Origin of the sequence: Kitasatospora sp. NPDC093679 (assembly GCF_040683455.1) — a bacterium.
Lineage (GTDB): Bacteria > Actinomycetota > Actinomycetes > Streptomycetales > Streptomycetaceae > Kitasatospora > Kitasatospora arboriphila.
Window position 1 is genome coordinate 73,431 of the sequence record NZ_JBFBDW010000002.1, and the last position, 24,363, is coordinate 97,793.

The following is a 24,363-nucleotide window of genomic DNA, read 5'->3' on the forward strand; positions in this document are numbered from 1 at the left end:
GGTCAGGCGCGGCCGCCGGGGCGGGGCCCGCGGCGCTGCGGGGTGTCGTACTCGACGGGGGTCACACCGGTGAGGTGCTTGGCGGGCTCGCCGTGGTTGTCGAGGTAGTCGCGGGCGGCGATGTCGGGGTGGTGCAGGTCGAACGCCGGGGACTCCGAGCGGATCCGGGGCAGCGTGAGGAAGTTGTGCCGCGGCGGCGGGCAGGAGGTCGCCCACTCCAGCGAGCGGCCGTAACCCCACGGGTCGTCCACCTCGACCTTCTCGCCGTACTTGGCGGTCTTCCAGACGTTGTAGAGGAACGGCAGGATCGACAGGCCGAGCAGGAAGGCGCCGACGGTGGAGACGCTGTTCAGCGTGGTGAAGCCGTCGGAGGCGAGGTAGTCGGCGTAGCGGCGGGGCATGCCCTCCGCGCCGAGCCAGTGCTGGACGAGGAAGGTGGTGTGGAAGCCGACGAACAGCGTCCAGAAGCAGATCTTGCCGAGACGCTCGTCGAGCATCTTGCCCGTCATCTTCGGCCACCAGAAGTGGAATCCGCCGAACATCGCGAACACCACCGTGCCGAACACCACGTAGTGGAAGTGCGCCACGACGAAGTACGAGTCCGAGACGTGGAAGTCGATCGGCGGCGCCGCCAGCAGAACACCCGTCAGGCCGCCGAAGAGGAAGGTGACCAGGAAGCCGACCACCCAGAGCATCGGCGTCTCGAAGCTGAGCGAGCCCTTCCACATGGTGCCGACCCAGTTGAAGAACTTCACGCCGGTCGGCACCGCGATCAGGAAGGTCATGAAGGAGAAGAACGGCAGCAGCACCTGCCCGGTGACGAACATGTGGTGCGCCCACACCGTGACCGACAGGCCGGCGATCGCGATGGTCGCGGCGATCAGGCCGGAGTAGCCGAACATCGGCTTGCGGCTGAAGACCGGGACGATCTCCGACACGATGCCGAAGAACGGCAGCGCGATGATGTAGACCTCGGGGTGGCCGAAGAACCAGAACAGGTGCTGGTAGAGCATGGCGCCGCCGTTGGCCGGGTCGAAGACGTGCGCCCCGTACTTGCGGTCGGCCTCCAGCGCGAGGAAGGTCGCGGCGAGCACCGGGAAGACCAGGATCACCAGCACGGCCGTCAGCAGGACGTTCCAGACGAAGATCGACATCCGGAACATCGTCATGCCGGGGGCGCGCATGCAGATGATGGTGGTGATGAAGTTGACCGAGCCGAGGATGGTGCCGAAGCCGGAGAAGGTCAGCCCCATGATCCACATGTCTCCGCCGATGTTCGGGGAGTGCACCTCGTCGGAGAGCGGCGGGTAGGAGAACCAGCCGAAGTCGGGTGCGCCCTGCGGGGTGAGCAGGCTGGCGACGACGATCAGTGAGCCGAACAGGTAGAGCCAGTAGGCGAACATGTTCAGACGCGGGAAGGCGACGTCCGGCGAGCCGATCTGCAGCGGCATGAACCAGTTGGCGAAGCCCGCGAACAGCGGGGTCGCGAACATCAGCAGCATCGCGCCGCCGTGCAGCGTGAACAGCTGGTTGAACTGCTCGTTCGAGACGATCTGATTGCCGGGGCGGGCGAGTTCGGCGCGCATCACCAGGGCCATCACACCCGCGACCAGGAAGAAGGCGAACGACGTCCCCAGGTAGAGCGTCCCGATCTTCTTGTGGTCCGTGGTGGTGAGCCACTGCACGAGAACCCTGCCCCGTCCCCGTGGCTGCGCACTCACCTGCGCCGTTTCCGTCCCAGCGGTCATCGGTTCAGCACTCTCCTCGCCCTTTTTGCCTCGATCGTCACCATCATGGTGGAGTCGGGCGGCTGCGCACGGTGAACGGCCGGTGGATACGCGGCGGCATCACCCGTTTGCCCTCGGTCCGCGCTGCCCGACGTGCCCTCCGGCGTCTCGGCGGCGCACCCGGGAGCCGTCCTGCGCCCGGTGCCGCCGCCTGATCACCGAGTACCGGGAGAGCCGTGGGCGGGAGCGGGGTGGAGCGGAACGGCCGCCGGCCAGGGCCGTCGGCAGCCCGCCGTGGCGTACGCCGTACGGGCGGCCTGCCGCGAAGCCCGTACGTGCCGGATGCTCCGGCCCCCGGGCGCGGCGCATTCTTGAGGCATGGACGTCGAACGGCGCTCGGGCGGCGAGAGGCCGTGGGGTCGGATCCCGGCCCTGGTGCTGGTGCCCGTCGGTCTCCTCGTGGTGCTCACCGTGGTGATCACCCGGTCGCCCGACTCGGTCCGTCTGGGACCGCTGCTCGTGATCGCCCCCGCACTGACCCCGTCCTTCGCCGGGCCACGGGTGACCGCCGCCGTCGCCGCGCTCACCGTCGCCGTCGGTGTCCTCATCGCCGTCCTGCGCGGCGGCCTGACCAGCGGCAACCACCCGGCGCAGCTCGCCGCACTCGCCGTACTGTCCACGATGATCGTGGTCTTCGCGGTGGTCCTGGAGCGCCGCGCCCGGCAGCTCGCCCGTGCCCAGTCGGTGGCCGAGGCCGCCCAGCGCGCGCTGCTGCGCCCGATTCCCGAGCGGATCGGCCCGCTGCAGATCGCGACCGCGTACCTGGCCGCCGAGCACGAGGCGCAGATCGGCGGTGACCTCTACACGGCGACCCGTACGGACGGCGGGGCGCGGATGATCGTCGGGGACGTCCGGGGGAAGGGCCTGGCCGCCGTCGGGGAGTCCGCCCTGCTGCTCAGCGCCTTCCGGCTCGTCGCCGCCGAGCACGCCACGCTGCCCGACCTCGCCCGGGCGCTGGACCACAACGTCAGCCGGTACCTGCTCGACTTCGCCCAGACCGACGGGGAGAGCGCCGAGCACTTCGTCACCGCGCTGTTCCTGGACATCCCCGACGACGCCCCGGTGGCCCGCATGACCAACTGCGGGCACCCGCCACCGCTGCTGCTGCACCACGGCCGCGTGATCGGACTCGACGGTGCCGGTGCCACGCCGCCGCTGGGCCTCGGTGTCCTGGCGGCCGCCGACTACCCGGACGACGCGTTCCCCTTCGAGGTCGGGGACACGCTCCTGCTCTACACCGACGGCGTGGTCGAAGCCCGTGACCGTTCCGGTGCGTTCTACCCGTTCGCGGACCGGGTCGCCCGGTGGGCCGGCAGCACGCCGGAGGCGCTGGTCAACCACATCCGCCGTGACCTGCTGGCTCACGCCGGTGGGCGGCTCGGCGACGACGCGGCCGTCGTCGCCGTCCGGCGCACGGACGGGTCCGAGCACCGCCTGCACGGGCTGCTGTAGACGGCCCACCGACGTGGCCGGGCCGGTCGGTGACCGGCGCGTCGGTCTCCGCGGCCGCCTGCGGTCGGGGCGATCAGGGCACCAGGATGCTGACGGTCTCCACGACGCAGGCCGGCTTGTCGCCGCCCTCCACCTCGACGGTCACCCTCGCCGTCGCCTGGTGACCACCGCCGCCGGGCACCACCGACAACAGCTCCACCCCGGCGCGCACCTTGGAGCCCACCGGGACGGGGGACGGGAAACGGAGCTTGTTCGCCCCGTAGTTGACGCCCATGCTCAGCCCCTCGACCCGGTACACCTGCCAGACCAGCATCGGCACCAGGGACAGCGTCAGATAGCCGTGCGCGATGGTGGAGCCGAACGGACCCTGTGCCGCCTTCGCGGGGTCGACGTGGATCCACTGGTGGTCGCCGGTCGCCTCCGCGAAGGTGTCGACCTGCTGCTGGGTGACGGTGTGCCAGTCGGAGTACCCGAGGTGGGTTCCGGCCGCCTGCGTGAACTGTTCCACGCCGTGGAAGGTCTTCATGTGCTCTCTCCTCGTTCCCTGCTCAGTCCTGCGGTCCGCCGGCGACGTAGAGGACCTGGCCCGAGACGAACCCGGCGCCCTCGCCGGCGAAGAACGACACCGCGTGCGCGATGTCCTCGGGCCTGCCGGTCCGGGCGACCGGGATCTGCGTCGCCGCGGCCGCCTTGAACTCCTCGAAGGTCATGCCGATCCGGCGCGCGGTCTCGGCCGTCATCTCGGTCTCGATGAACCCGGGGGCGATCGCGTTGGCCGTGACGCCGAACCTCCCGAGCTCGATGGCGAGCGTCTTGGTGAACCCCTGGATCCCGGCCTTGGCCGCGGAGTAGTTGGCCTGGCCGCGGTTGCCCAGTGCGGAGGTGCTCGAAAGGTTGACGATCCGGCCCCAGCCGGCCTCGGTCATGTGGCCCTGGACGGCGCGGGTCATCAGGAACGAGCCGCGCAGGTGCACGTTCATGACCGCGTCCCAGTCGTCGGCGGTCATCTTGAACAGCAGGTTGTCGCGGGTGATGCCGGCGTTGTTGACCAGCACGGTGGGCGCGCCAAGCTCCCGGGCGATCCGGTCCACGGCGCCCTGCACGCCGGGCTCGTCCGCCACGTCCACCCCGACGGCCAGCGCCCGGCCCCCGGCGGCCTCGATCTCCTCGACGACCGGCCTGCAGGCCTGCTCGTCCAGGTCGATGACGGCGACGGACAGGCCGTCGGCCGCGAGTCGCTTCGCGACGCCGGCTCCGATGCCGCGGGCCGCTCCGGTGACGACGGCGGTACGCGTGGTGTTCATTGTGTCAACTCCGCTTCGAGTCATGGGTGATGGTGGTAGGGGACGGGAGTGGCCGTCGGGACAGGCCGGGGACCAGGTCGGCGAGCGCGGCCCGGGTGGTGCCGGCGTCGGTGTGGAGCAACGCCTGCATGCCGACCGCACGGGCGCCGAGCACGTTCGGCTCGGCGTCGTCGACGAACAGCGCCCGCTCGGGCGGCACTCCGAGCAGCTCCAGGGTGAGCCGGTAGATCGGGGCCAGCGGTTTGCGCAGGCCGACCTCGCCGGAGATCACGACGGGATCGAAGAGCGGGTCGATCCGCTCGCGCGGGTAGGTGTTGCCCCAGCTGTTGGACAGCAGGGCCACCCGGATCCCGAGGTCGCGCAGCTCGCCGGCCAACTCGAACATCGCCGGGTCGGGCCGCATCCCGGCGAACAGGCGGGCGAGGACGCCGACCGGCTCGACCGGCGCACCGTGGACGGTGACCAGTTCGGCGGCGAGCAGTGCGTCGAACTCGTCGACCGTCAGCTCGCCGGTCTCCAGCCGGTGGACGGGGGTGCCGTCCTCGGCGTCGCGGGACAGCCAGGACTTGAGCGTCCGGGAGAAGGACTCCGGCCGGATGCCGTCGGCCTGCAGCCACGCGGCGATCGAGTCCCGGACCGGTCCGGTGAGGACGCCGCCGTAGTCGAAGACCACGGCCTCCACGGTGGTCACGAGAGCCGCTCCAGCACCATCGCCATGCCCTGGCCGCCGCCGACGCACATGGTCTCCAGGCCGAACTGCTTGTCGTGCCACTGCAGCGAGTTGATGAGGGTGCTGGTGATCCGGGCGCCGGTCATGCCGAACGGGTGGCCGACGGCGATGGCGCCGCCGTTCACGTTGAGCTTCTCCTCCGGGACGCCGAGGTCGCGCGCCGACGGGATGACCTGGGCGGCGAACGCCTCGTTGATCTCGACCAGGTCGATGTCGCCGATGGTCAGGCCGGCACGTGCCAGGGCCTGCTTCGAGGCCTCGACCGGCCCCAGGCCCATGATCTCCGGGGACAGCGCCGAGACACCCGTGCTCACGATCCGCGCCAGCGGGGTGATGCCGAGCTCCCTCGCCCGGGTGTCCGACATGACGACGAGGGCGGCGGCGCCGTCGTTCAGAGGGCAGCAGTTGGCGGCGGTGACGGTGCCGTCGGGGCGGAAGACGGGCTGCAGCTGGGAGACCGTGTCGAGGGTGACCCCGGCCCGTGGCCCGTCGTCCTCGGCCACCCGGCTGCCGTCGGGCAGGGTCACCGGGGTGATGTCGCGTTCCCAGAAACCGTCGGCGATCGCCTTCTCGGCCAGGTTCTGGCTGCGCACGCCGAAGGCGTCCTGTTCCGCGCGGCTGATGCCCTTGAACCGGGCGACGTTCTCGGCCGTGTGACCCATGGCGATGTACGCGTCCGGCAGTTGGCCCCGGGTGCGCGGGTCCACCCACGTCCGGCCGCCCTCGGCGAACTGCTCGGTGCGGGCCTGCGCCTCGGCGAAGACCGGGTTCATGGTGTCGGGCAGTCCGTCCGCGTTGCCCTTGGCGTAGCGGCTGACGGTCTCCACTCCGGCGGAGACGAACACCTCGCCCTCGCCGGCCCTGATCGCGTGCAGTGCCATCCGGGTGCTCTGCAGGCTGGACGAGCAGTAGCGGTTCACCGTGGTGCCCGGGACGGAGTCCAGTCCGGCGAGGACGGCGACGACGCGCGCCATGTTGAAGCCGGACTCGCCGGCCGGCTGGCCGCAGCCGAGCACCAGGTCGTCGATCGTCCCCGGGTCGAGCTGGGGCACCTTGGCGAGAGCGGCCCGGACCATCTGGACGGTGAGGTCGTCGGGGCGCAGTTCCTTCAGCGAGCCCTTGAAGGCCCGGCCGATCGGCGAGCGGGCGGTGGCAACGATGACGGCTTCGGGCATGGCTTTCCCTTCGTTACTTACTAAGCGCTTGCTTAGCTCCTCAGGCTGCAGGAGTGCGACACGGGCGTCAACCGGCCCGATTCGGCGGCCCGGTGTGGACCGCGTCACACGCCGGGCCGCCGGCCGCGGCAGTGGCGGCGACCGCCGAGAAGCGTTCTCGCGGCACGAGGGCGTGCCGCAGCCCCGCCGCGGCACGGATCGACCGCGGCGGAGCGACGGGTGTTTCACGACCCCGTGCGGAGCGCCTTCTTGAGGATCTTCCCGGTCGGCCCCTTGGGCAGTGCGTCGACCAGGCGCACCTCGCGCGGGTACTTGTAGGCGGCGACCCTGTCCTTGCAGTAGGCGGCGATCTCCTCCGCTGTGGCCGACGCGCCCGGCTTGAGGGCGACGTAGGCCAGGACGTCCTCGCCGAGCCTCTCGTGGGGCCTGCCGACGACGGCCGCCTCGGCCACCGCCGGGTGCGTGAACAGGACCTCCTCCACCTCGCGCGGGTAGACGTTGTAGCCGCCGCGGATGATCAGGTCCTTCTTGCGGTCGACGACGAACAGGTATCCGTCCTCGTCGGCGTAGGCGAGGTCGCCGGTGTGGAACCATCCGTTCCTGAACGCCTCGGCGGTGGCTTCGGGCCTCTTGTAGTAGCCCTTCATGACGTTGTGGCCGCGGACGACGATCTCGCCGACGTGGTCGGGCCCCGGTGGCAGCTCCTCGTCGTTCTCGTCGACCACCCGCACCTGAACGCCCCAGATGGGCCTGCCGATCGAGAGCACCTTCCGGGCCTCGGCACTGGTGTTGAACGTCGTGGTGCTCGCCGTCTCCGACAGCCCGTAGCCCTCCAGGACCACGACGCCCGGGAACTTCTCCTCGAAGGCGCGGATCACCTCACCGGGGATCGCGGCCCCGCCGGAGACCCCGACCCGCAGCGAGCCCAGCTCCCGGCCGGAGGTGTCGGCCGACAGGAGGGAGACGTACATGGTGGGCACGCCGGAGAAGACCGTGCAGCCGTGCCGCTCGACGGCGTCGAGCACCGGCCCCTGCTCGAACCGGGGCACGAGGACCATCGTGCCGCCGAACCGCACGCAGGCGTTCAGCACGCTCGACAGCCCGAAGACGTGGAACAGCGGCAGCACCGCCACGGCGATGTCGTCCTCGCGGAAGCCGAACAGCTCTCCGGCGACGGTGCAGTTCATGTAGAGCTGGAAGTGGGTGAGTTCGGCGCCCTTGGGTCGGCCGGTGGTGCCCGAGGTGTAGAGCAGCGCGGCGGTGTCGTCCGCATCGGTCGGCTCGATCTCGCCGGTGTCCTCGCCGGAGCAGAGCTCGTCGTAGTGGACCGTGCCCGCCGGCAGCCCCGCGCCGCTCGGCGAGGTGACGACGTACGTCGTGACGCCCTCGACCTGCTGCGCGCCTTTGAGCGCCTCGTCGGCGAACGACTCGAAGGTCACCAGCAGCTTCGCGTCGGAGTCGTCGAGGTGGTAGGCGATCTCGGGGGCGCGGAGCAGCGGGTTGAGCGGGACCATCGTCAGTCCCGCCTTGAGGATCCCGAAGTACGTGAACAGGAACTGCGGCACGTTGGGCAGGTGGACGGCGACCTTGTCGCCGCGCTCCAGCCCGAGGGCGCGAAGGCCGTTCGCGACGCGGCCGGAGATCTCGTCGACCTGCGCGTAGCTGAAGGACGTGTCCGCGAAGTGGCACATCGGCTTGTCCGGACGGGCCTGGCGCGACTCCCGGAGCATGGTCGCGAGGTTGAAGCTCATGAGGGCACTCCCGAGGGGATGGGTGCTGTGCGGCCCGGGTGGGCGGGGCGGCAGTCGGCGGTCCCGGAGGCGGCAGGGGAGAGGGGCGTGGGTGGTCGCCTGCGGTGTGGGCGTGTGACGGAGGCTATGACCCCCACCAACACTAAGCAAGCGCTTAGTAAGTGTTACTGGTGGGTAATTTCCGGGGCGCGGTTGATAGGGTCGGCGCATGCGTCGGAGCGAGGGAAGATCTGCGTCCACCCCGGCCGCCCTCGCGGACGAGCTGTGGCCCGACGTCCGACCGGAGACCGCCCGCCGGCTGATGGCGGCCGGCCTCGAGTGCTTCGCCCGGCAGGGCTACCACGCCACCACTACGCGCGACATCGCCGCGGCGGCGGGGATGAGCTCGGCGGCGCTCTACGTCCACTTCCCGTCCAAGGCCGCCCTGCTCTTCGAGATCGTGCGCAGCGGCCACGAGCAGATCCTCGCCGTGGTGGACCGGGCCGTCACGGGGGCCGGTGACCCGGCGGCGAGGATGGGCCGGCTGGCCCGGGAGTTCACCGAATGGCACGCCCGCCGCCACGCCGTGGCCCGGGTCGTGGCGTACGAGCTGAAGTCCCTGCCCGAGGACGACTACCGCACCGTGGTGGACCTGCGGCGCAGGATCGAGCACCTCACGCAGGGACTCGTGCGCGAGGGGATCGAGGCCGGTGTGTTCGAGGTCCGCGACGTGCAGGCCGCCGGCCGCGCCGTGCTCTCGCTCGGCATCGACGTCGCACGCTGGTACGAGGACCGCATGCGCACCTCACCGCGGGCCCTGGGGCAGCAGTACGCCGACCTCGTCCTGCGCATGCTCGGTGCCGACCCGGCGTAGTACCGGCCGCGGGTGGGGCCCGCTGCGGTCACAGGCCCATGGACTTGGCGATGACCGTCTTCATGACCTCGCTGGTGCCGCCGTAGATGCGGAAGACGCGGTTGTCCGTGTAGAGGCGGGCGATGGGGTACTCGAGCATGTAGCCGTAGCCGCCGTGCAGCTGCAGGCACTTGTCGACGACCCGCGACGCCGTCTCGGTGCAGAAGAGCTTGGTGGCGGCGGCGTCGGCGGAGGTGAGTTCCTGCTGCTCGATGAGGTCCAGGGCCCGGTCGCAGAGGGCCTGTGCGGCGGCCACCTCGGCGGCGCACTCGGCGAGGACGAACTTGGTGTTCTGGAAGCCCGAGACGGGCTGCCCGAAGACCTTGCGGTCACGGGTGTAGGCGAGCGCGAAGTCGATCGCGGCCGCAGCGGCGGCCACGGCGGACACGGCGATGCCGAGACGCTCGGGAATCAGGTTGTGGGCGAGGTACGCGAACGCCTTGCCCTCCTCGCCGAGCAGGTTCTCCACCGGCACCTTGACGTCGGTGAAGGACAGTTCGGCGGTGTCCGAGCTGCGCAGGCCGATCTTCTCCAGCTTGCGGCCGACCGCGTAGCCCTCGCTGCTCGTGTCCACGCACAGGATGGACAGGCCGCCGCGGCGGTCGTCCGCCGGGGCCGGGGAGGTGCGGCAGACCACCAGCATCAGGTCGGCGAGGACACCGCCGGTGATGAAGGTCTTCGCGCCGTTGAGCACGTAGTGGGTGCCGTCCTCGGACAGCACCGCGGTGGTGCGGATGCCGGCCAGGTCCGAGCCGGTGCCGGGCTCCGTCATCGCGATCGCCGTCATCATCCGCCCGGAGACGAAGTCGGGCAGCCAGCGCTTCTTCTGCTCGTCGTCGGCGAACTCGAGCAGGTACGGCAGCACCAGACCGGTGTGCACGCCGGAGCCGCCGAAGGACACGCCCGCGCGCATCAGCTCCTCGACCACCACGGCCTGGTACTTGAAGCCGCCGACACCCGAGCCGCCGTACTCCTCCGGGACCTCGATGCCGAAGATCCCCAGGTCGCCGAGCTTGTGGTAGAACTCGCGCGGCGCGTGGCCGGCGGCCTCCCAGGCGTCGTAGTGGGGCACGACCTCGTGGGCGATGAAGTCCCGGATCATCTCCCGGAAGTTCTCGTGGTCCTCGGTGTAGACGGAGCGCTGCACTGCCTGTCCCTCCTCTGCGCCCGGGTCTCCGGGCGACCGCCGGTGGTCTTCGCCGCGGGCCGCGCGAGGCGGCCGACGGCGGTTTCCGGCGGCCCTGAGCTGCGGTTCTGTCCTGCGACGCGCTCAACCTAGGGTGCGGGCCCGCGCATGGCCAGGTGCATCTGCACAAGACATCGGCCCATGGGTGTGCAACCTGCCCAACATGGTCCGGGCTAGCCTGGGAGCATGAAGGACGGCTGGGCGGCGCCCGCGCCCGAGGTGGCGGAACACATCCGGGCGACCGCGGAGCGGATGCAGGGCGCGTTGGACGAGCTGCTCGCCGAGATCGGTCAGCAGCTGGCCCCCGACACGCCGGAGGCGCCGACCGATCCGGTCATGGCCCAGGAGATCGCCGCGAGCAACCGGGACACCGTCGGGCGCTGGGTACGCGCCAACCGGCTCCGTCCCGGCCGCCCGGTTCCCGCGGACCTGACGGCGCAGATCCTGGACGTGGCGCGCGACATGGTCCGACGCGGCGTCGACGAGCGCCATCTGGTCCAGGGCTACTGGCGCGGGCACAACCTGCTGTGGCGGTACTGGATGCGCGCCGCGCTCGCCGAGCCGGCCCCACCGGAGGTGCTGGAAGCCTCCCTCGACCTGGCGGCCCGTTCCATGTCCCGGTTCGTGGACCGCACCCTGGCCGGCGTCCAGAAGCACGTGGAGCACGAACGCGACCAGCTCGTCGGCGGCATGCCGGCCCGGCGGCTGGAGACCGTCAACCTCCTGCTGCAGGGCGCGCCGATCGGCGAGGAACGGGCGAGTGCGCGCCTCGGCTACGACCTGCGCCGGCGTCATCTGGCCCTGGTGCTGTGGCACGCGCCCGGCGTGGCGGAGCAGGGCGAGCTGGAGTCCGCGGCCGATGCGATCGCCGAGGCGGCCGGAGCCCGGCGGCCCCTCACCGTCGTCGCGGGGATCTCGGTGCTGTGGGCCTGGATCGCGGTTGCCGGGCGGGTGGACACCGAGGTCCTCGCCGGGGCGCTCGCCGCCACGGGCAGCAACGCCCGTGCGGCCGCCGGGATGCCGGGTGACGGTCCCACCGGTTTCCGGCTCAGCCACCAGCAGGCGCTGACCGCCCAGCGGCTGATGTTCCGGATGCACCAGCCGCCCCGTCTCACCGCCTACGAGGACGTTCAGGTCGTCGCCATGGCGGCACACGACGAGGACCAGGCACGCGAGTTCGTCGCCGCCACGCTCGGCAAGCTGGCCGACGCGTCCCCCGAACTCGCCCGGACGCTGCGCGTCTACCTGCAGGAGGACTGCAACGCCGGCCGCGCCGCGCGCCGGCTGTACACCCACCGCAACACGGTCCTCAACCGCATCGCCCGCGCCGACGCCCTGCTGCCCAGGCCGCGTCCCGGACGCGGGCTGCAGATCGGCCTCGCACTGGAGCTGCAGCACTGGCTCGGGTGACGCACCGGCCCCCGTCGGGGACGGGGGCCGGTGGGCGCGGGCCTACGTGCACTTCTCGTCGATCTTGTACTGGAGCGCCTTCGGGTAGTCGTGCCGGCCGAGCCGGACGCGGGCCAGGATCGGCGCGTGGTTGAGGTCGTTGCCGGGATCGGCGATGTCCTCCAGGAGCGAGTCGAGCTCCGCGTGGGTGGTGAGCTCGAACCCGTGCATCCGGTCCTTGTCCGTGCCGAAGACCTCGGCCAGCTTCTCGTAGCGCCACGGGTGCAGCACGTTGTAGAAGTCGGCCCCGTCGGACGGCTTCTCCTTGTAGTAGCAGGGGCTGACCAGCATCTGCTCGATGCCGTAGAAGCCCTCGTTGTCCAGGACGAAGACCACCGGCCTCAGATGGTGACGCACGTGGGTGGACAGCTCCTGGCAGATCTCCTGGAACGAGCCGTCCCCGACGAACACGAGCGGGCGCTTCATCGGTTGCTGCCGTCCCAGCGCCACGCCCGTGGCCGCGCCGACGGAGTAGCCGATGGACAGCCAGCTGTTCTGCGCGAGGAAGCCGGCCCGCTCGGTGATCCGCAGGTTCATCGAGCCCAGCAGCGCGAACGCCGCGTCCGAGACCACCGTGAACGGCGAGGGGGCCTCCGGGTCGCCACCGGTGGCCCGGTGCTCCAGGAAGAAGTTGACGTGCTGGAAGAAGCTGTCGTACGTCAGCTCGGGCGGGTACCGGTCGGTGCTCAGCGAGTCCAGGAAGTCGGCCGTGCTGGCCGGGACGTCCAGGCCCGCCGCGTGCGCCAGCGCGAAGTGGTCGGCGGGGAAGGTCCGCCCCGCCAGCGCCTCGCGCAACGCCGTGATGAACCGGCCGAGTCGGACGTCGGGGAAGTAGCCGGCGCCGACGCTGACGCCGCCGCGTGCCGCCACGATCCAGTCGTCGCCGATCGACTGCTCGCCGGCGAGGTTCTTGGAGGTGGTCCAGATCCCCAGGCCGATCCGGCACCCGGCGTTCTTGAAGGTCGTCCGGATCTCCGGCAGGCTCGCCCTGCCGTTGTAGACGCCGGCGAACAGCGGGTGCCGTTCGGACACCACGGACTTCGCGCCGACCGTGGTGCAGAACTGCATCCGGGTGGTCTGCACGAACTCCAGCAGCTCGTTCTCCAGCCGCCCGCGGACGAGTTCCTCACCGGCCCAGACGATCGGTGTGCCGAACTTGCCGATCAGCTCCACCGCTGCCGTGACGGCCTTCTCCAGCATCTCCTCGTTGCGCCGGGTGAACGGCCGCTCGTGGGCGCGGAGCTCGCCCTGCGGAGGCTCGCACGGCGCGTGCCAGAGGTCCTCCGTGACCTCCAGGTAGACCGGCTTGCGCTCGGTCAGGCACGCGGTGATCGCGCTGTCGATCTGCGAGGGTGCGAGTCCCGGGTTGGAGAGCACCTGTGCGTCCACCGTGACCTGCCGGTAGACCTCCAGGTTGCTCTCCCGGCGCGGGCTCATGTGCGAGGTGAGCAGGCCGACCGCCTGCTGGTTGAGCCACTGTTCGTAGGACGGCGCCGCGTTGATCGCGATCAGTGGCACGTCCTCGACGTAGGCGCCGCCGATGGTGTTGAGGAGGCTGAACGCGCCCACCCCGTAGGTCACCGCCACGGCTCCGACGCCCTGTTCGCGACCGTCCGGGTCGGCGTCGGCGGCCCGCACCCTGGCGTAGGCGTCCGCGGCGTAGCCGCCGCCCATCTCGGTCGGGGTGCCGATCCAGCGCACGGCCGTGGTGGCCTGCATGATCGTCAGGAACGGGCCGAGGAAGTCCCCGGGCACCCCGAACAGGTGCCGGATGCCCAACTGTTCGAGCCTGGTGGCCAGGTAGCGGGCCACCGTCCATTCGCCGTCGCCGCTCATCCGCGCAGTGCCTCCTGTCGGTTCTCCTGCTGCAGCCGGGCCTCGGGCCGGATCTCCGGTTCCGCCGGGGCCGGCGGCGCCGGTGCCTCGTGCACGGCGACGGCCGCCCGGACGGCGGTCTCCACCGCGCCCTCGATCCAGGCGTGCTTCAGCGAGGCGTGCTCGCCGGCGAAGTGCACCGGGCCCTCCGGCTTGACCACGTCGAGGTGGAAACTGGTCATCTGGTGCGGGGTGTACACCGCCGCCTCGCCGAAGGCGTAGGGGTCGCGCAGCCAGCTCTGGGTCTTCCCGTAGCCGGTGTAGAACACCTCGATCCGCCGACCGTGCACCGACTGGAGGTTGCGCAGCGCGTGGACGTACCGCTCGTCGTCCTCCATGGAGTCCCAGCGCACCGCGTCGTCCGACCAGCTGTAGCTCGCCAGCACCACCCCGCCGCCGTCGCCGCCGGGCACCGGGTGCGAGGGGTAGTACATGAAGCGGTTCGGGTTGTCGGTGGTCGAGCCTCCGCCGAAGCAGTCGGTGGCGGGGCGCACGCTCGCCCGGAGCAGCGGGGTGTGCCGGTACACCTCCCGCTGGGCCTGGCTGATCCGGCTCTCGTCGACGCTCGCGTGCGCGCCGAGCAGCACCTCGGGCAGGTCCCGCGGGGGGCGGTGGCCGTTCTGGGCGGCGGCCACGGCCGCCTCGGCGTCGTCCTCGCCCGCCCGCTGGTAGTACTCGTACAGGCCGGGTGCGACGGTGTCGAGTTCGGCCTTCCAGTCGGCCTCGGTGAACTCCCACCACCGGCGGGAGAACTCCAGCAGCACCTTGGTGGCCTGGTCGTAGTGGGTCTCGATGATCGCCCTGCGCTTCTTGTAGGAGAACGGCGGCGTCACCTGGACGAACCGCAGCGCGGAGAACGGGACCGTGACGATCGCGAAGTCGCCCTTCCAGACGGTGGGTTCGGCCTCCGGGTCGTCCTCGGGGACGGTCTCGACAGCGACCTGCGGCCCGACCGGACCGACGCTCCGGGCTCCTCCGCCGTCCCGGCGCGGGTCCCAGTACTCCATCCGGATCATTCGCTCGCCCATCCGCAGCTCCTCCCGGAGCTCCTCGGCGAGCGCCTCGGGCAGCTTCGAGCTGCCGCCCACGATCTCCCAGTACGTGGCGTTCGGGTTGATGTCGCTGCGGCCCAGGAAGGTGTGGAAGAAGGCCAGGTGCAGCCGCGAGGTCATGTTCTCGATCGTGCCGATCGCCTCGATCGCCTCGTCGCTGAAGCCCGCGTACTCGCGCAGGAAGCGGCCCATCGAGTACCCGTCGAAGTCGCGGATCACCCGGGCCCAGCCGTCCAGCCACTCGGCGAACGGCTTGTTCACCCGCTTGCCGTCCCTGATCACCGAGTAGTAGTCGCGGACCGGCTCCAGGGCCTGGTTGACCATGTCGGCGGCGGTGATCCGCACCTCGTCGCCGGTGAGGTGGAAGCTCTCGTTGACGCAGCTCGGATCGGCGGCGTACTCCTTGCGGCGGGCCTGGACCCGGTTGGTTCGGATCCAGGAGTTGAAGCGTTTGACCGGTTCGCGGAAGTCCGGGCTGTCCGCGCCGTACTTCCAGACCTTGCCGGGTTCGAACGACTCGTAGACCACCGGCGGGACGGGCGCGTTCTGGTGGCCGGTGTCCGGATCGACGTCGACGTTGAAGAACAGCTGCCGCCGCAGGCCGAGGCTGTCGACCAGCGCGAGGGTGAGCGGGTGGAAGCCGGGCAGCCGCATGGCCCCGGCCTCGGCGTACTGCTCCGGGTCGCGGAACGGTCCGTCGACCGCGTCGTCGGTCGACCGGAAGGTCTTGATCCGCCCGCCGACCCGGCTGGCGTTGGCCTCCAGGACGGTGACGTTGTGTCCGGCGTCCTTGAGCAGCTTCCCGGCGACCAGGCCCGCGATGCCCGCGCCGACGATCAGCACGTCCTTGGGTTCGTCGGTCTCCGGAATGCCGTCCTTGATCAGTACGTCGAGGTAGCGGAGCTTCAGGTCCTCGTCGTCCGGACCGACCAGTAACAGCTCGCGCGCCAGGCGCCGGCAGGTCTGCCAGCGGGCGCGCTCACCGGCGGTGCCTTCGATGACGGGGTTCTCCATGGTGTCTCCTCGGGGATGCCCGGCGGTCAGGGACCGACCGGCTTGTCGGGGGAGGTGCTCGCCCTCGGCGAGGGGTCGCGGCGTGGTGATCAAGTGGTCGGGGCGTGGAGCGCGTCCGTCCTGCGGAGGGGGCGTTGCAGGCCGGTGGTGCCGGAGGCGCGGTCCGTGAGTCCGACCTCGGCCTTGCGGGCGAGGCCGACGACTTCGTCGAAGCCGTCGGGGACGTGTGCGGGGTGCCGGCTCTCCGGGGTGAACCCGGGCGGCGGACCGGTGCTGCCGGACCGGCTCGAACTGCTGCTCCGGTGGGGCCGCGTCGCGGGCGGACTTCAGCCCGCGGCCCCGGCCGTCGTCCGTTTCACGCTCGAACTCCGGCCGTACGGGATGCCCCGGCGCCTCGGCCGGTGGCTCCTCGGCCCGTCGTCGACGATGCCGGCGAAGGCGCGCGGGTGGGTGCGGCGGAGGTGGGCGATTCGGGGGGACGGGCGGGGGCCGAGGTCACGCTCGGGTCCTCGCGGTGGGTGACGGGCAGAGGTGATCACGGCACGTGAATTCCTCCGTACCCAAAGTAACTGTACTGTCGAGAGTCCTGTCAACCGGAGACCGGCCTCCTGGCCTGCTCGCGCAGTGTCGCCGGGGCGATCCCGGCCCGGGCGGCAGCCGAGGCCGGAGCCGACTCCGGGGTGCAGGTGCGCACCCCGAAGGCCTCCTGTGCGGGGTGTCGCGACTGATCGCCGACCACCGGGCGCGGCGCGGGAGGTGGGCCGGTCGGGGTGCGTTCCGACGGGCGCGTCGACGGTCTCGGACGGCGGCGCTCAGGAGGGTGCGGTGTCGTGTTCCGGCGGGACGACGACGACCGGGAGGCGGGCGTGGTGGACGACCTCGGTGCTGGTCGATCCGAGGGCGAGGCGTCCCCAGGCCCCCGATCCCCGGGAGCCGACCACCAGCAGGCCGGCGTCCTTGCTCGCTTCGAGGAGGACCTGCGCCGGGCGGCCGGGCTCGCAGACGATCTCCACGTCCACGAACGGTTCGCCGAGCTGCTCCTGCAGTTCCCGGACGGAGTCGGCCACGGCCTGCATGACGAGATCGCGCTGCTGGGGGACGGGCTGGCTGTCGGGGCCGGAGGAGACCGTCCACGCGAAGCCGGACTGCCGGGCGGGGGTGTACTCGTACGCGCAGACGGCCCGCAGGCCGGCGGCGCGCAGCCGGGCCTCGCGGAGCGCGAAGGTCACGGCATGCCGGGCCTGGGGCGAACCGTCCGTGCCGACCACGATCGGACCGGCCGCGGGGCGGGCGGCGGGATCGGTCATGGGTGACCTCCAAGGACTCGGTGCGCGGCGTTGCGTGCGGCCGGCGCGGCGGGTACGGCCACGGGTCCGGTCGGCCGTCCGTCGCGAGGCGCACCTATCAGCCTGCCCCGGTCACTCCCCGGGCACCATCGCAGCCGGTGAGCCGTGTCCGGTCGGTCACGATCGGCGACCGACCGGTCGGCGGGGCCCGCTACGACGCGACCGAATCCGGGGCCGCCCAGCGGAGCGAGTACCAGGAGAGCGCGGTGAGGGCCGTCGCGGCGGGCAACTCGGCGCAGTAGGCGAGGACTTGGGCGAGCAGGTAGTCGTGGCCGTGGTGCGCGGACCAGATGTCGAAGTAGGCGTCCATCGCCAGCAGGACGGCGGTGGCGGCGGCCAGCGGGCTGGTGGCCCGGTGGCGGCGGCGGACCAGTGCGGCGAGCAGCAGCAGCGCCGCCACCTCCATGACGTCCAGCCAGACCCAGGAGTTGGCGAGGTTGCGCGCACCGAAGCGGCGGACGGACAGGGCCAGCACCACGATCCACGGCACCAGCAGGGTCGCGGCCGTCCGCAGCCCGATCGGCAGCCATCGCCGGACGTCCGCCTCGCGGACCGTCGGCAGTCGTCCCGTTCCCGTCACGCGCCGATCGTATCGGCCGGCCGGCCGCGCGCGGGGGCCGGGGACACCGCGCGGGGTCCGTCCGTTCGGCCCCGGCGGGCTACTTGGCCTCGACCCGTCCGACCGGGTCGGGGTCGGCCGCCAGCGCCTCGCAGACGGTCTGCCAGGCCGGGTCGCCGGGGTGGAGTCGACTGCGGAGGTAGGCGGCGGTGAGCCGCGCGAGGGCGGCGACCCGTCCGGGGTTCTCGTCGGTGGTCTCGGCGGCGTCGTATCCGGCGATCCCGCCGAGTCCGTGCTCCGCCCCGAACAGGGTGAGCAGGGACTTGGGGCCGGGGGCGAGGGTGTAGGGGTCGGCGTGCCAGTCCGGGCCCATGTCGGTGAAGTGCCGGGAGTCGTCCTCGTCCCCCGCGACGACCAGGGCGGGGGTGGTCATGGTGGAGAAGTCGACGGCGCCGACGATCGGCCACTGCTCGGCCATGGGCCCGTTGAAGGCGTCGCCGCCCCTGCCGGGTGCGGCGAGCAGGACGCCCGCCTTGATCCGCGGCTCGGCCAGGTGCACCACCTCCCCGGTGTCCGGGTCGGTGAGTCCGGCACCCAGCAGGAGAGCGGCGGTGAAGCCGCCGAGCGAGTGCCCGGCGACGGCGACCCGGGTGGGGTCGATCCGTCCCGCGAGCTGCGGCACGGTGCGCTCGATCACGTCGAGCCGGTCGAGGACGTGGCCCATGTCCTCGGCGCGGGAGCGCCAGAAGTCCGGTGCGCCGGGGGCGTCGGCGACCAGGTGGCTCAGCGTGCGGGAGGTGAGGTGGGTGGGCTGGACGACGACGAAGCCCTGGGCGGCCCAGGCCTGGGCGAGCGGGGCGTAGCCGTTCAGCGAGGAGAGGTTGTTCGAGGGGCCGTGGCCGTGGGAGAGCAGGACGACGGGGAGGCCGGTCCCGGAGGCGGGGGCGGAGACGCGCACCTCGAGGTCCACGGGGCGTCCGGGCACGGGCAGGACCAGGGGGCCGTACGACAGGACGGGGGCGGGGGCTGTGCGGGTGGATGCGTGCATGGCGGGCGGGTCTCCCTGCTGCGGTGGGTGCCGCGGCCGACCGGAACGGGCGGCGGCGGGCACGGGTGATGGCCGGCTGCGCCCGCTTCGGATAGCCTGAAGCGGAACGCTGTCCCGTTTACTATCCGGAACATCGTTCCGTTTTGTCAACGGGTGTCGGAGGGAGCGGAGAGTCGTGTCCAGCGAGAGCCCCACGGGAAGGGCGCCGGCCAGGAGCATGCGGGCCGACGCGCTGCGCAACCAACAGGCGCTGCTCGCGGCCGCCGCCGAGGTGTTCGTGGCCTCCGGCGTCGACGCGCCGATCCGCCGGATCGCGGAAAAGGCGGGGGTGGGGACGGGAACGATCTACCGGCACTTCCCGACCCGCGCCGATCTCGTCACGGCCGTCTACCGCCACCAGATCGAGGAGTGCGCGCAGGCCGGCCCGGAGCTGCTGGCCGGTTCCGGCTCCCCGTTCGCCGCCCTGCGGCAGTGGATCGACCTCTTCGTCGACTTCCTGGTCACCAAGCACGGACTGGCCGACGCGATGCAGTCCGACAGCAGCGGCTTCGCCGCCCTGCACGGCCAGTTCCTCGACCGCCTGCTACCGGTCTGCGGGCAGTTGCTCGACGCCGCGGCCGGGGCGGGCGAGATCCGGGCGGGCATCCGGCCCTACGAACTGATGCGCGGCATCGGCAACCTGTGCATCGGAGGCGCCGACCCGCAGTACGACCCGCGGCGGCTGATCGGCCTGCTCCTGGACGGCCTGCTCCTGGACGGGCCGCGGCGCCCCCGGCCGGAGTGACGCCGACGGCGAACGCTCGCCGGACGCCGGCGGGTGCGCACGGGGCGCCGGGCGGGTGGGGCGGCGGGTCGGGTCGCCGCCGAACGCCACCGTGCGATGTCGTCGGCGGTCGAGCCCCGGTCCGGCGAGCGGGCGCTCACCCGCCCCCGGCGCCCCAGCGGACGGCTGCCGCACCCGCGTAGTCGCCGGCGTGTGCGAAGCCGCCCAGCACCACCAGGTCGCCGTCCTTCACCCGACCGGACCGCCGCGCCCGGTCCAGGGTGACGGGGATGGCGGCGCCGAAGAGGTTGCCGCACCGGTCGAAGGTGTCGGGATGCCGGTCGGGAGGAAGTCCCAGCGAGCGCCGCCAGTTCTCCAGGAACGCACGGTTGGGCTGGTTGGTGACCAGCACGTCGATCTCCGCGGTGGGGACGCCGATCCGCGCGCAGACCTCGGAGACCAGGTCGGGCACCAGCCGGTTGCCGCGTTCGAGGACGGTACCGACGCTCTCCTCGGTGAAGCCGATCCGCAGCTGGGACCGCCCCGGTTCCCAGTAGCGCCGGCCGTCCTCCAGGACGGCCGTCATGTCCCCACCGTGGGCGCCGATGTGGCGGCCGGCCACGGCCAGCACCGGCGAGGCCGCCGACGTGGTGAGGTAGCCGACGCCGCAGCCGTCCCCGGGGATCGCGGCCTGGGCGAGCCGTCGCACCTCGGACTGGGTGAAGAGCTGCCCGGCGGCGGTCTGCGCGTTGCAGATCAGCGCCGTCCTCGCCTCGGTGGTGCGGAGGATCTGCCCGGCCAGCTCCAGCATGTGGACGAAGGAGGCGCAGCCCGCGTTGGCCACGTCGATCAGCCAGGACGGGTTCAGACCGAGTCGGCGCGCGACCTCGGTGCCGGCCCCGACGAACGGGCTGTCCGGCAGCTGGCTGTGCACCAGCAGGACGTCCACCGCCCGGATCTCGGCCCGGCCGTGGCGCTCGATCAGCGGCTGGACGGCCTGCTCCACCAGGTCCACGTTGCTCTCCCCGGTCACGTGGTGCCGCAGCGCCGGGACGCGGAACATCGGGCTGTCCCTGAGCCTGTCCTCCGCCCCAGGGTGGTCGGTGTAGTACGAGGCGGGAACCGGCTCCCCGGGCAGGTGGCCGGAGACGTCGGTGAGGCTGACGGTCTTCACTTCGCCCCCGGACCGGCAGCGGCGACCGCCGAACGCGGCGGCACGCCCACCGGCAGGGAGTTGTGGGAGCGGTGCTCCAGGATCGCCTTGAGGTTGGCCATCTCCACCGTGTGCCCCGCGTAGAAGAGGTCCCAGTACGCGCCCACCCAGACCCGGTCCGGGCCCGGGGCGAGCTCGGGGCGCGGGTTGGCGTCGTAGTGCGGGTGCCGGCAGTTGGTCCAGGTGATGACGGAACCGGGCCGCCCCAGCACCGGTCCGGCGGGCACGACCCGCATCAGGTAGATCATCCAGAGCTGCTCGCCCTGGTCCCAGGCGCAGTGGAAGTCCACCGTCCGGGCCTCGGCGTTGGACTCCACCCGGCAGTAGATCCTGGTCCCGGCCTCCAGCAGGTCGTCCCCGACCCACAGGCCGGGGGCGCCGGCGGGCTCGAAGTTCCGCAGGCTGAACGTCCACTCCTCCAGGTGGTGCCCCTGACGCAGGTAGGCGTACGCGTCGTCCGGCGGGCAGTCGACGTACTCGTGGATCGTGCAGTACTGCCCGTAGACCTCCTGGTGCGGATGGGCCGGGCGGGTCAGTTCCGCACAGCGGGCCGCCAGGACGTCCGGTGCGGTGTTCTCCACCGTGGTCAGACCGGGCACGCCGGTCGGGCCGGACACCCCGGTCGGGCCGGGGGCTTCGGTCGGGCCGGACGGCTCAGCCGGTGTGGACGGTGCCGCGTTCACGGGCGCTCTCCTCGTGGTCGGCCGGCACGGGGCCGGCTGCGGTCAGGAAGGGAAGGAACGGGGGGATCTCCGCGGGGTCGACGTCCACGGCCACCAGGACCGGACCGCTCGTCGTGTTGCCGTGCAGCAGTGCCCGTCGCAGCTGCGGTCCGGTGGCGGCCCGGTGCACGGCCAGGGTGGGGAACATGCCTGCCGCACCAGCGGCGATGTCCGAGGGGAGGAAGAGGTTGGCCGGGTTCGGAGCACCCAGGAACAGCTGCTCGCGGGTGGCACACATGGCGTGGGCGTTGTTGTTGAGGATCACGAAGGTGACGCGAGCGCCGTACTCGAGCGCGGTGTGCACCTCCATGCCGTGCATGAAGAAGGCTCCGTCCCCGGCGAGCACGTAGCTGCGCCGCCCGGTGGCGAGTGCCGCCCCGATGCCGGCGCCGAAGGCGTAACCCATGCCGCCCATGCCGACGGCCACCACGAACCGCCCCCGCCGCGTCGCCCGGAGCCGGTGGATCGCGCTGGCTCCGGTGTTCCCGGCGTCCACGAAGACGTGGGCGTCCGGCGGAAGGGCGTCCGCCACCGCGGCCACCGCCTCGGTGTGGGAGAGACCGCCGGCACCGGGAGGCGGGGGCGCCAGCGGAACCGGACCGGCGTGCCCGGGGGCGGGACGGACGCCGGCGGCGAGCCGGGAGGCCAGTTGCCGCAGGGTGTCACGCAGACCGCCGGAGAGGTGGAGTCCGGGGACGGACGGGACGAACGGCGGCTCGGGATCGACGCAGATCACGGGGGTCTCGGCCAGGGCCGACTCCAGCCCGCCGCGGGCCAGCACCGGCAGGCGGGTGCCGACGAGCAGACAGAGCTCGGCCTGCCGCAGACAGTCCAGGACGTTCGGATGCCCCATCACCCCGGCCACGCCCGCGAAGTGCTGGTCGTCGTTGTCGAACACGTCCCTGGCGTCCGGCGTGACCGCCACCCAGGCGCCCAACCTCGCCGTCAGGTCGGCGAGTTCCTGCTTCGCCCCGGCCGCGGCGACGCCCTCGCCGGCGATCACCAGCACCCGGGTGGCGGCGCGCAGCCGCTCCGTCGCGCGGTCCAGCCGCACGGTCGGGGTGCGCGGTTCGGGTACCGGGGTGGGCGGTGCCGCCCCGCGGGGTGTCAGGGTGGCCTGCTGGACGTCCTTGGGCAGCAGGAGCACCGCGGGCCCGCGCGGGTGCGAGCGGGCCGCGGCCATCGCCTCGGCGAGCAGCCGCGGCAGTGCGTCCGGGTCCTCGACCCGGGCGCAGAAGCGGCTGACCGGCGCGAACAGTCGGTGGGCGTCGAGCGATCCGGCCCGTCCGCTGGTGTCCTGGAAGGCGCCGAGCCCGTCCAGAGCGGTGGGTGGCTGCCCGACGAGGGCCAGCACCGGGACGCGTGAGGCGTACGCCTCCGCCAGGCCCGGGAGCAGGTTCATCGCGCCGCCGCCGGAGGTGGCTGCGACGACGCCGAGCCGCCCGGTGGTGCGGGCGTACCCGTCGGCCATCGTGACGGCCGAGAACTCGTGCTTCGCGACGACGGTGTGCGGGCGGCCCCCGAGGCGGTGCAGGGCGTCGTACAGGTCCTCGATGTTCGCGCCGCCGATGCCGAACACCTGCCGGACTCCGTCCTCGGCCAGAGCGGCCGCCAGGTGGTCCACGACGCGGACCCCGGCGGTCGCGGCTGCGGTGTCCCCGGACGGGGTCGCCCGGATGCCGGTGGGGCCCGTCGGCGGGGTCGTCTCCCGGATGTCGGTGGTCACGGGGTGGCACTCCTGTCTGCCGGGCCGGTACCGAGGACCAGACCGGCCGGCGCGAGGGCCTGGAACCGCCGGCGGTACTCGTTCGGAGTGAGCTCCAGCGTCCGGCCGAAGGAACGGAAGAAGGTTTCGGCGGAGGCGAATCCGCAACGGCGGGCGATCTGGCCGACCGGTAGTTCGGTGGACTCCAGCAGTTTCCGGGCCCGGGCGATGCGCATCCGCTCGATGTACTGGCCCGGCGGAGTGCCGACCTCGCGCCGGAACACCCGGGCGAAGTTGCGTACGCTCATGTTGGCGCGCCGGGCCACCTCGGGTACGGGCAGCGGCTGTTCGAGGTTCTCCAGGATCCACTCCTGCGCGGCCCGGATCGGCGGACGGTCGGCCAGCTGGGCCTCCAGGATCGTGCTGAACTGCGACTGGCCGCCGTTCCGTTTGAAGAACAGCACCAGGAAACGGGCCACCTCCAGCGCGAAGGAGGCGCCGTGATCGGCCTCGACCAGGGCGAGGGCCAGGTCGATCCCGCTGGCCACGCCGGCCGAGGTCGCGTAGGTGCCGTCCCAGACGAAGATCGGATCCGGGTCGACGGCCACCTCCGGGTAGCGTCGGGCCAGCTCGTCGCAGAACGCCCAGTGGGTGGTGGCCCTCCGGCCGTCGAGCAGACCCGCCTCGGCGAGCAGGAAGGCGCCACCGCAGACGGACACCACCCGTCGCGAGCGCCCGGCCGCCCGTCCGATCCAGGACACCAGCTCCCGGTCGGCCAGTGCCTCGGGGAGGCTCCAGCCGCCCGGCACGACCAGCGTGTCGATCGGGCCCTCGCCCGTCCCGAGCGGCTCGGCCTCGATCACGATGCCCGTGCTGGTCCGCACCCGCGGCGCACGGGGCGAGACGATCTCGATCCGGTACTCGCCCTCCTCTCCGGGACGCCGCCGGTTGGCGGTGTCGAACACCTCGATCGGGCCCGTGATGTCGAGGGCCTGGGCACCCGGGTAGACCACCACAACAACTCGTCGCTGAGACACCGTTACAGCCTGTGGCCGGCCGGGGAGTGGCGGCAATGACGGCTTACTGACGAATCCGGCCACGGAAGTTGGACATGTCCACGGCGAACAGCGCGAATGACGCAGCGTCACGACTCCCTGTGAGGCGCGTCATAGTGCCGGTGCGCGCGTCCGACCGAGAGGTGGCGGTGATGGCGCGACGTCACGACCCGGGGTGAGACGGGTCGTAGTCCCGCGCACGTCCCCGGCTGCTCCCCGCGACTTCCCGCCCCGAGTGGTGAGAGCCCGGCGCTTCACCGCGGCGACCGGAAGCACCCCGCACCC

At 72.0% G+C, this 24,363-nt stretch carries 20 protein-coding genes; 4 read left to right on the forward strand and 16 right to left on the reverse strand.

Annotated features, from left to right (window positions below):
- Positions 1 to 2: 2 nt before the first annotated feature.
- Positions 3 to 1,748, reverse strand: coding sequence for a cytochrome c oxidase subunit I (gene ctaD / locus AB0O09_RS02420; protein ID WP_363539384.1), 1,746 nt, complete (start codon positions 1,746 to 1,748; stop codon positions 3 to 5).
- 357 nt (positions 1,749 to 2,105) lie between these two features.
- On the opposite strand from ctaD, the gene AB0O09_RS02425 reads away from it, so the two are divergent.
- Positions 2,106 to 3,239 (forward strand): PP2C family protein-serine/threonine phosphatase, encoded by a 1,134-nt coding sequence (locus AB0O09_RS02425; protein ID WP_363539386.1) that lies wholly within the window; start codon positions 2,106 to 2,108, stop codon positions 3,237 to 3,239.
- 73 nt (positions 3,240 to 3,312) lie between these two features.
- On the opposite strand, the gene AB0O09_RS02430 is transcribed toward AB0O09_RS02425, so the two are convergent.
- The 5 genes from AB0O09_RS02430 to AB0O09_RS02450 form a co-directional block, all read right to left on the reverse strand.
- On the reverse strand, positions 3,313 to 3,765 hold the full coding sequence (locus tag AB0O09_RS02430; RefSeq protein ID WP_363539388.1) for a MaoC family dehydratase: 453 nt from the start codon (positions 3,763 to 3,765) through the stop codon (positions 3,313 to 3,315).
- A gap of 22 nt (positions 3,766 to 3,787) precedes the next feature.
- Entirely contained in the window at positions 3,788 to 4,543 is a 756-nt protein-coding gene (gene fabG, locus AB0O09_RS02435; RefSeq protein WP_363539390.1) for a 3-oxoacyl-ACP reductase FabG, read from the reverse strand.
- A 4-nt stretch (positions 4,544 to 4,547) separates the two neighbouring features.
- Positions 4,548 to 5,234 (reverse strand): HAD family phosphatase, encoded by a 687-nt coding sequence (locus tag AB0O09_RS02440; RefSeq protein WP_363539392.1) that lies wholly within the window; start codon positions 5,232 to 5,234, stop codon positions 4,548 to 4,550.
- Positions 5,231 to 6,448, reverse strand: a complete 1,218-nt coding sequence (locus tag AB0O09_RS02445; protein ID WP_363539394.1) for an acetyl-CoA C-acetyltransferase — start codon at positions 6,446 to 6,448, stop codon at positions 5,231 to 5,233. Before AB0O09_RS02445 ends, AB0O09_RS02440 begins: the two co-directional genes overlap by 4 nt.
- Before the next feature lie 224 nt (positions 6,449 to 6,672).
- Positions 6,673 to 8,199, reverse strand: a complete 1,527-nt coding sequence (locus tag AB0O09_RS02450) for a long-chain fatty acid--CoA ligase (RefSeq protein ID WP_363539396.1) — start codon at positions 8,197 to 8,199, stop codon at positions 6,673 to 6,675.
- 301 nt (positions 8,200 to 8,500) lie between these two features.
- On the opposite strand from AB0O09_RS02450, the gene AB0O09_RS02455 reads away from it, so the two are divergent.
- On the forward strand, positions 8,501 to 9,052 hold the full coding sequence (locus AB0O09_RS02455; protein ID WP_363539398.1) for a TetR/AcrR family transcriptional regulator: 552 nt from the start codon (positions 8,501 to 8,503) through the stop codon (positions 9,050 to 9,052).
- A gap of 28 nt (positions 9,053 to 9,080) precedes the next feature.
- Here AB0O09_RS02455 and AB0O09_RS02460 read toward each other — a convergent pair whose 3' ends face one another.
- Positions 9,081 to 10,238 (reverse strand): acyl-CoA dehydrogenase family protein, encoded by a 1,158-nt coding sequence (locus AB0O09_RS02460; protein ID WP_363539400.1) that lies wholly within the window; start codon positions 10,236 to 10,238, stop codon positions 9,081 to 9,083.
- Positions 10,239 to 10,463: 225 nt separating this feature from the next.
- Here AB0O09_RS02460 and AB0O09_RS02465 point away from each other — a divergent pair, with 225 nt between their 5' ends.
- A complete protein-coding gene (locus tag AB0O09_RS02465) occupies positions 10,464 to 11,687 on the forward strand; it encodes a helix-turn-helix domain-containing protein (RefSeq protein ID WP_363539402.1) in 1,224 nt (407 codons plus the stop codon).
- A gap of 42 nt (positions 11,688 to 11,729) precedes the next feature.
- On the opposite strand, the gene AB0O09_RS02470 is transcribed toward AB0O09_RS02465, so the two are convergent.
- From AB0O09_RS02470 to AB0O09_RS02490, 5 genes are all read right to left on the reverse strand, one after another.
- The gene (locus tag AB0O09_RS02470; protein ID WP_363539404.1) at positions 11,730 to 13,562 is read right to left on the reverse strand and encodes a thiamine pyrophosphate-binding protein; all 1,833 of its coding nucleotides are present in this window, start codon (positions 13,560 to 13,562) and stop codon (positions 11,730 to 11,732) included.
- Positions 13,559 to 15,667: an FAD-dependent oxidoreductase gene (locus AB0O09_RS02475; protein WP_363539406.1), complete on the reverse strand. Its 2,109-nt coding sequence runs from the start codon at positions 15,665 to 15,667 to the stop codon at positions 13,559 to 13,561. Before AB0O09_RS02475 ends, AB0O09_RS02470 begins: the two co-directional genes overlap by 4 nt.
- Positions 15,668 to 16,479: 812 nt before the next feature.
- On the reverse strand, positions 16,480 to 16,974 hold the full coding sequence (locus tag AB0O09_RS02480) for a universal stress protein (protein ID WP_363539408.1): 495 nt from the start codon (positions 16,972 to 16,974) through the stop codon (positions 16,480 to 16,482).
- 190 nt (positions 16,975 to 17,164) lie between these two features.
- A complete protein-coding gene (locus tag AB0O09_RS02485) occupies positions 17,165 to 17,593 on the reverse strand; it encodes a hypothetical protein (protein WP_363539410.1) in 429 nt (142 codons plus the stop codon).
- A 79-nt stretch (positions 17,594 to 17,672) separates the two neighbouring features.
- The gene (locus AB0O09_RS02490) at positions 17,673 to 18,620 is read right to left on the reverse strand and encodes a chlorophyllase (protein WP_363539413.1); all 948 of its coding nucleotides are present in this window, start codon (positions 18,618 to 18,620) and stop codon (positions 17,673 to 17,675) included.
- Positions 18,621 to 18,837: 217 nt separating this feature from the next.
- Here AB0O09_RS02490 and AB0O09_RS02495 point away from each other — a divergent pair, with 217 nt between their 5' ends.
- Positions 18,838 to 19,404 carry a TetR/AcrR family transcriptional regulator gene (locus AB0O09_RS02495; RefSeq protein WP_363539752.1) on the forward strand — a complete coding sequence of 189 codons (567 nt, stop codon included), beginning with the start codon at positions 18,838 to 18,840 and terminating at the stop codon, positions 19,402 to 19,404.
- A gap of 136 nt (positions 19,405 to 19,540) precedes the next feature.
- Here AB0O09_RS02495 and AB0O09_RS02500 read toward each other — a convergent pair whose 3' ends face one another.
- From AB0O09_RS02500 to AB0O09_RS02515, 4 genes are read right to left on the reverse strand one after another with little or no spacing between them, the layout of a single operon-like run.
- Positions 19,541 to 20,557: a ketoacyl-ACP synthase III family protein gene (locus tag AB0O09_RS02500; protein ID WP_363539415.1), complete on the reverse strand. Its 1,017-nt coding sequence runs from the start codon at positions 20,555 to 20,557 to the stop codon at positions 19,541 to 19,543.
- Complete coding sequence (locus tag AB0O09_RS02505) at positions 20,554 to 21,279, reverse strand: SRPBCC family protein (protein WP_363539417.1); 726 nt, start codon at positions 21,277 to 21,279, stop codon at positions 20,554 to 20,556. The genes AB0O09_RS02500 and AB0O09_RS02505 overlap by 4 nt, the downstream gene beginning before the upstream one ends.
- Entirely contained in the window at positions 21,251 to 23,044 is a 1,794-nt protein-coding gene (locus AB0O09_RS02510) for a thiamine pyrophosphate-binding protein (RefSeq protein ID WP_363539419.1), read from the reverse strand. Before AB0O09_RS02510 ends, AB0O09_RS02505 begins: the two co-directional genes overlap by 29 nt.
- Positions 23,041 to 24,060 carry a GlxA family transcriptional regulator gene (locus AB0O09_RS02515; RefSeq protein WP_363539421.1) on the reverse strand — a complete coding sequence of 340 codons (1,020 nt, stop codon included), beginning with the start codon at positions 24,058 to 24,060 and terminating at the stop codon, positions 23,041 to 23,043. The genes AB0O09_RS02510 and AB0O09_RS02515 overlap by 4 nt, the downstream gene beginning before the upstream one ends.
- Positions 24,061 to 24,363 lie beyond the last annotated feature (303 nt).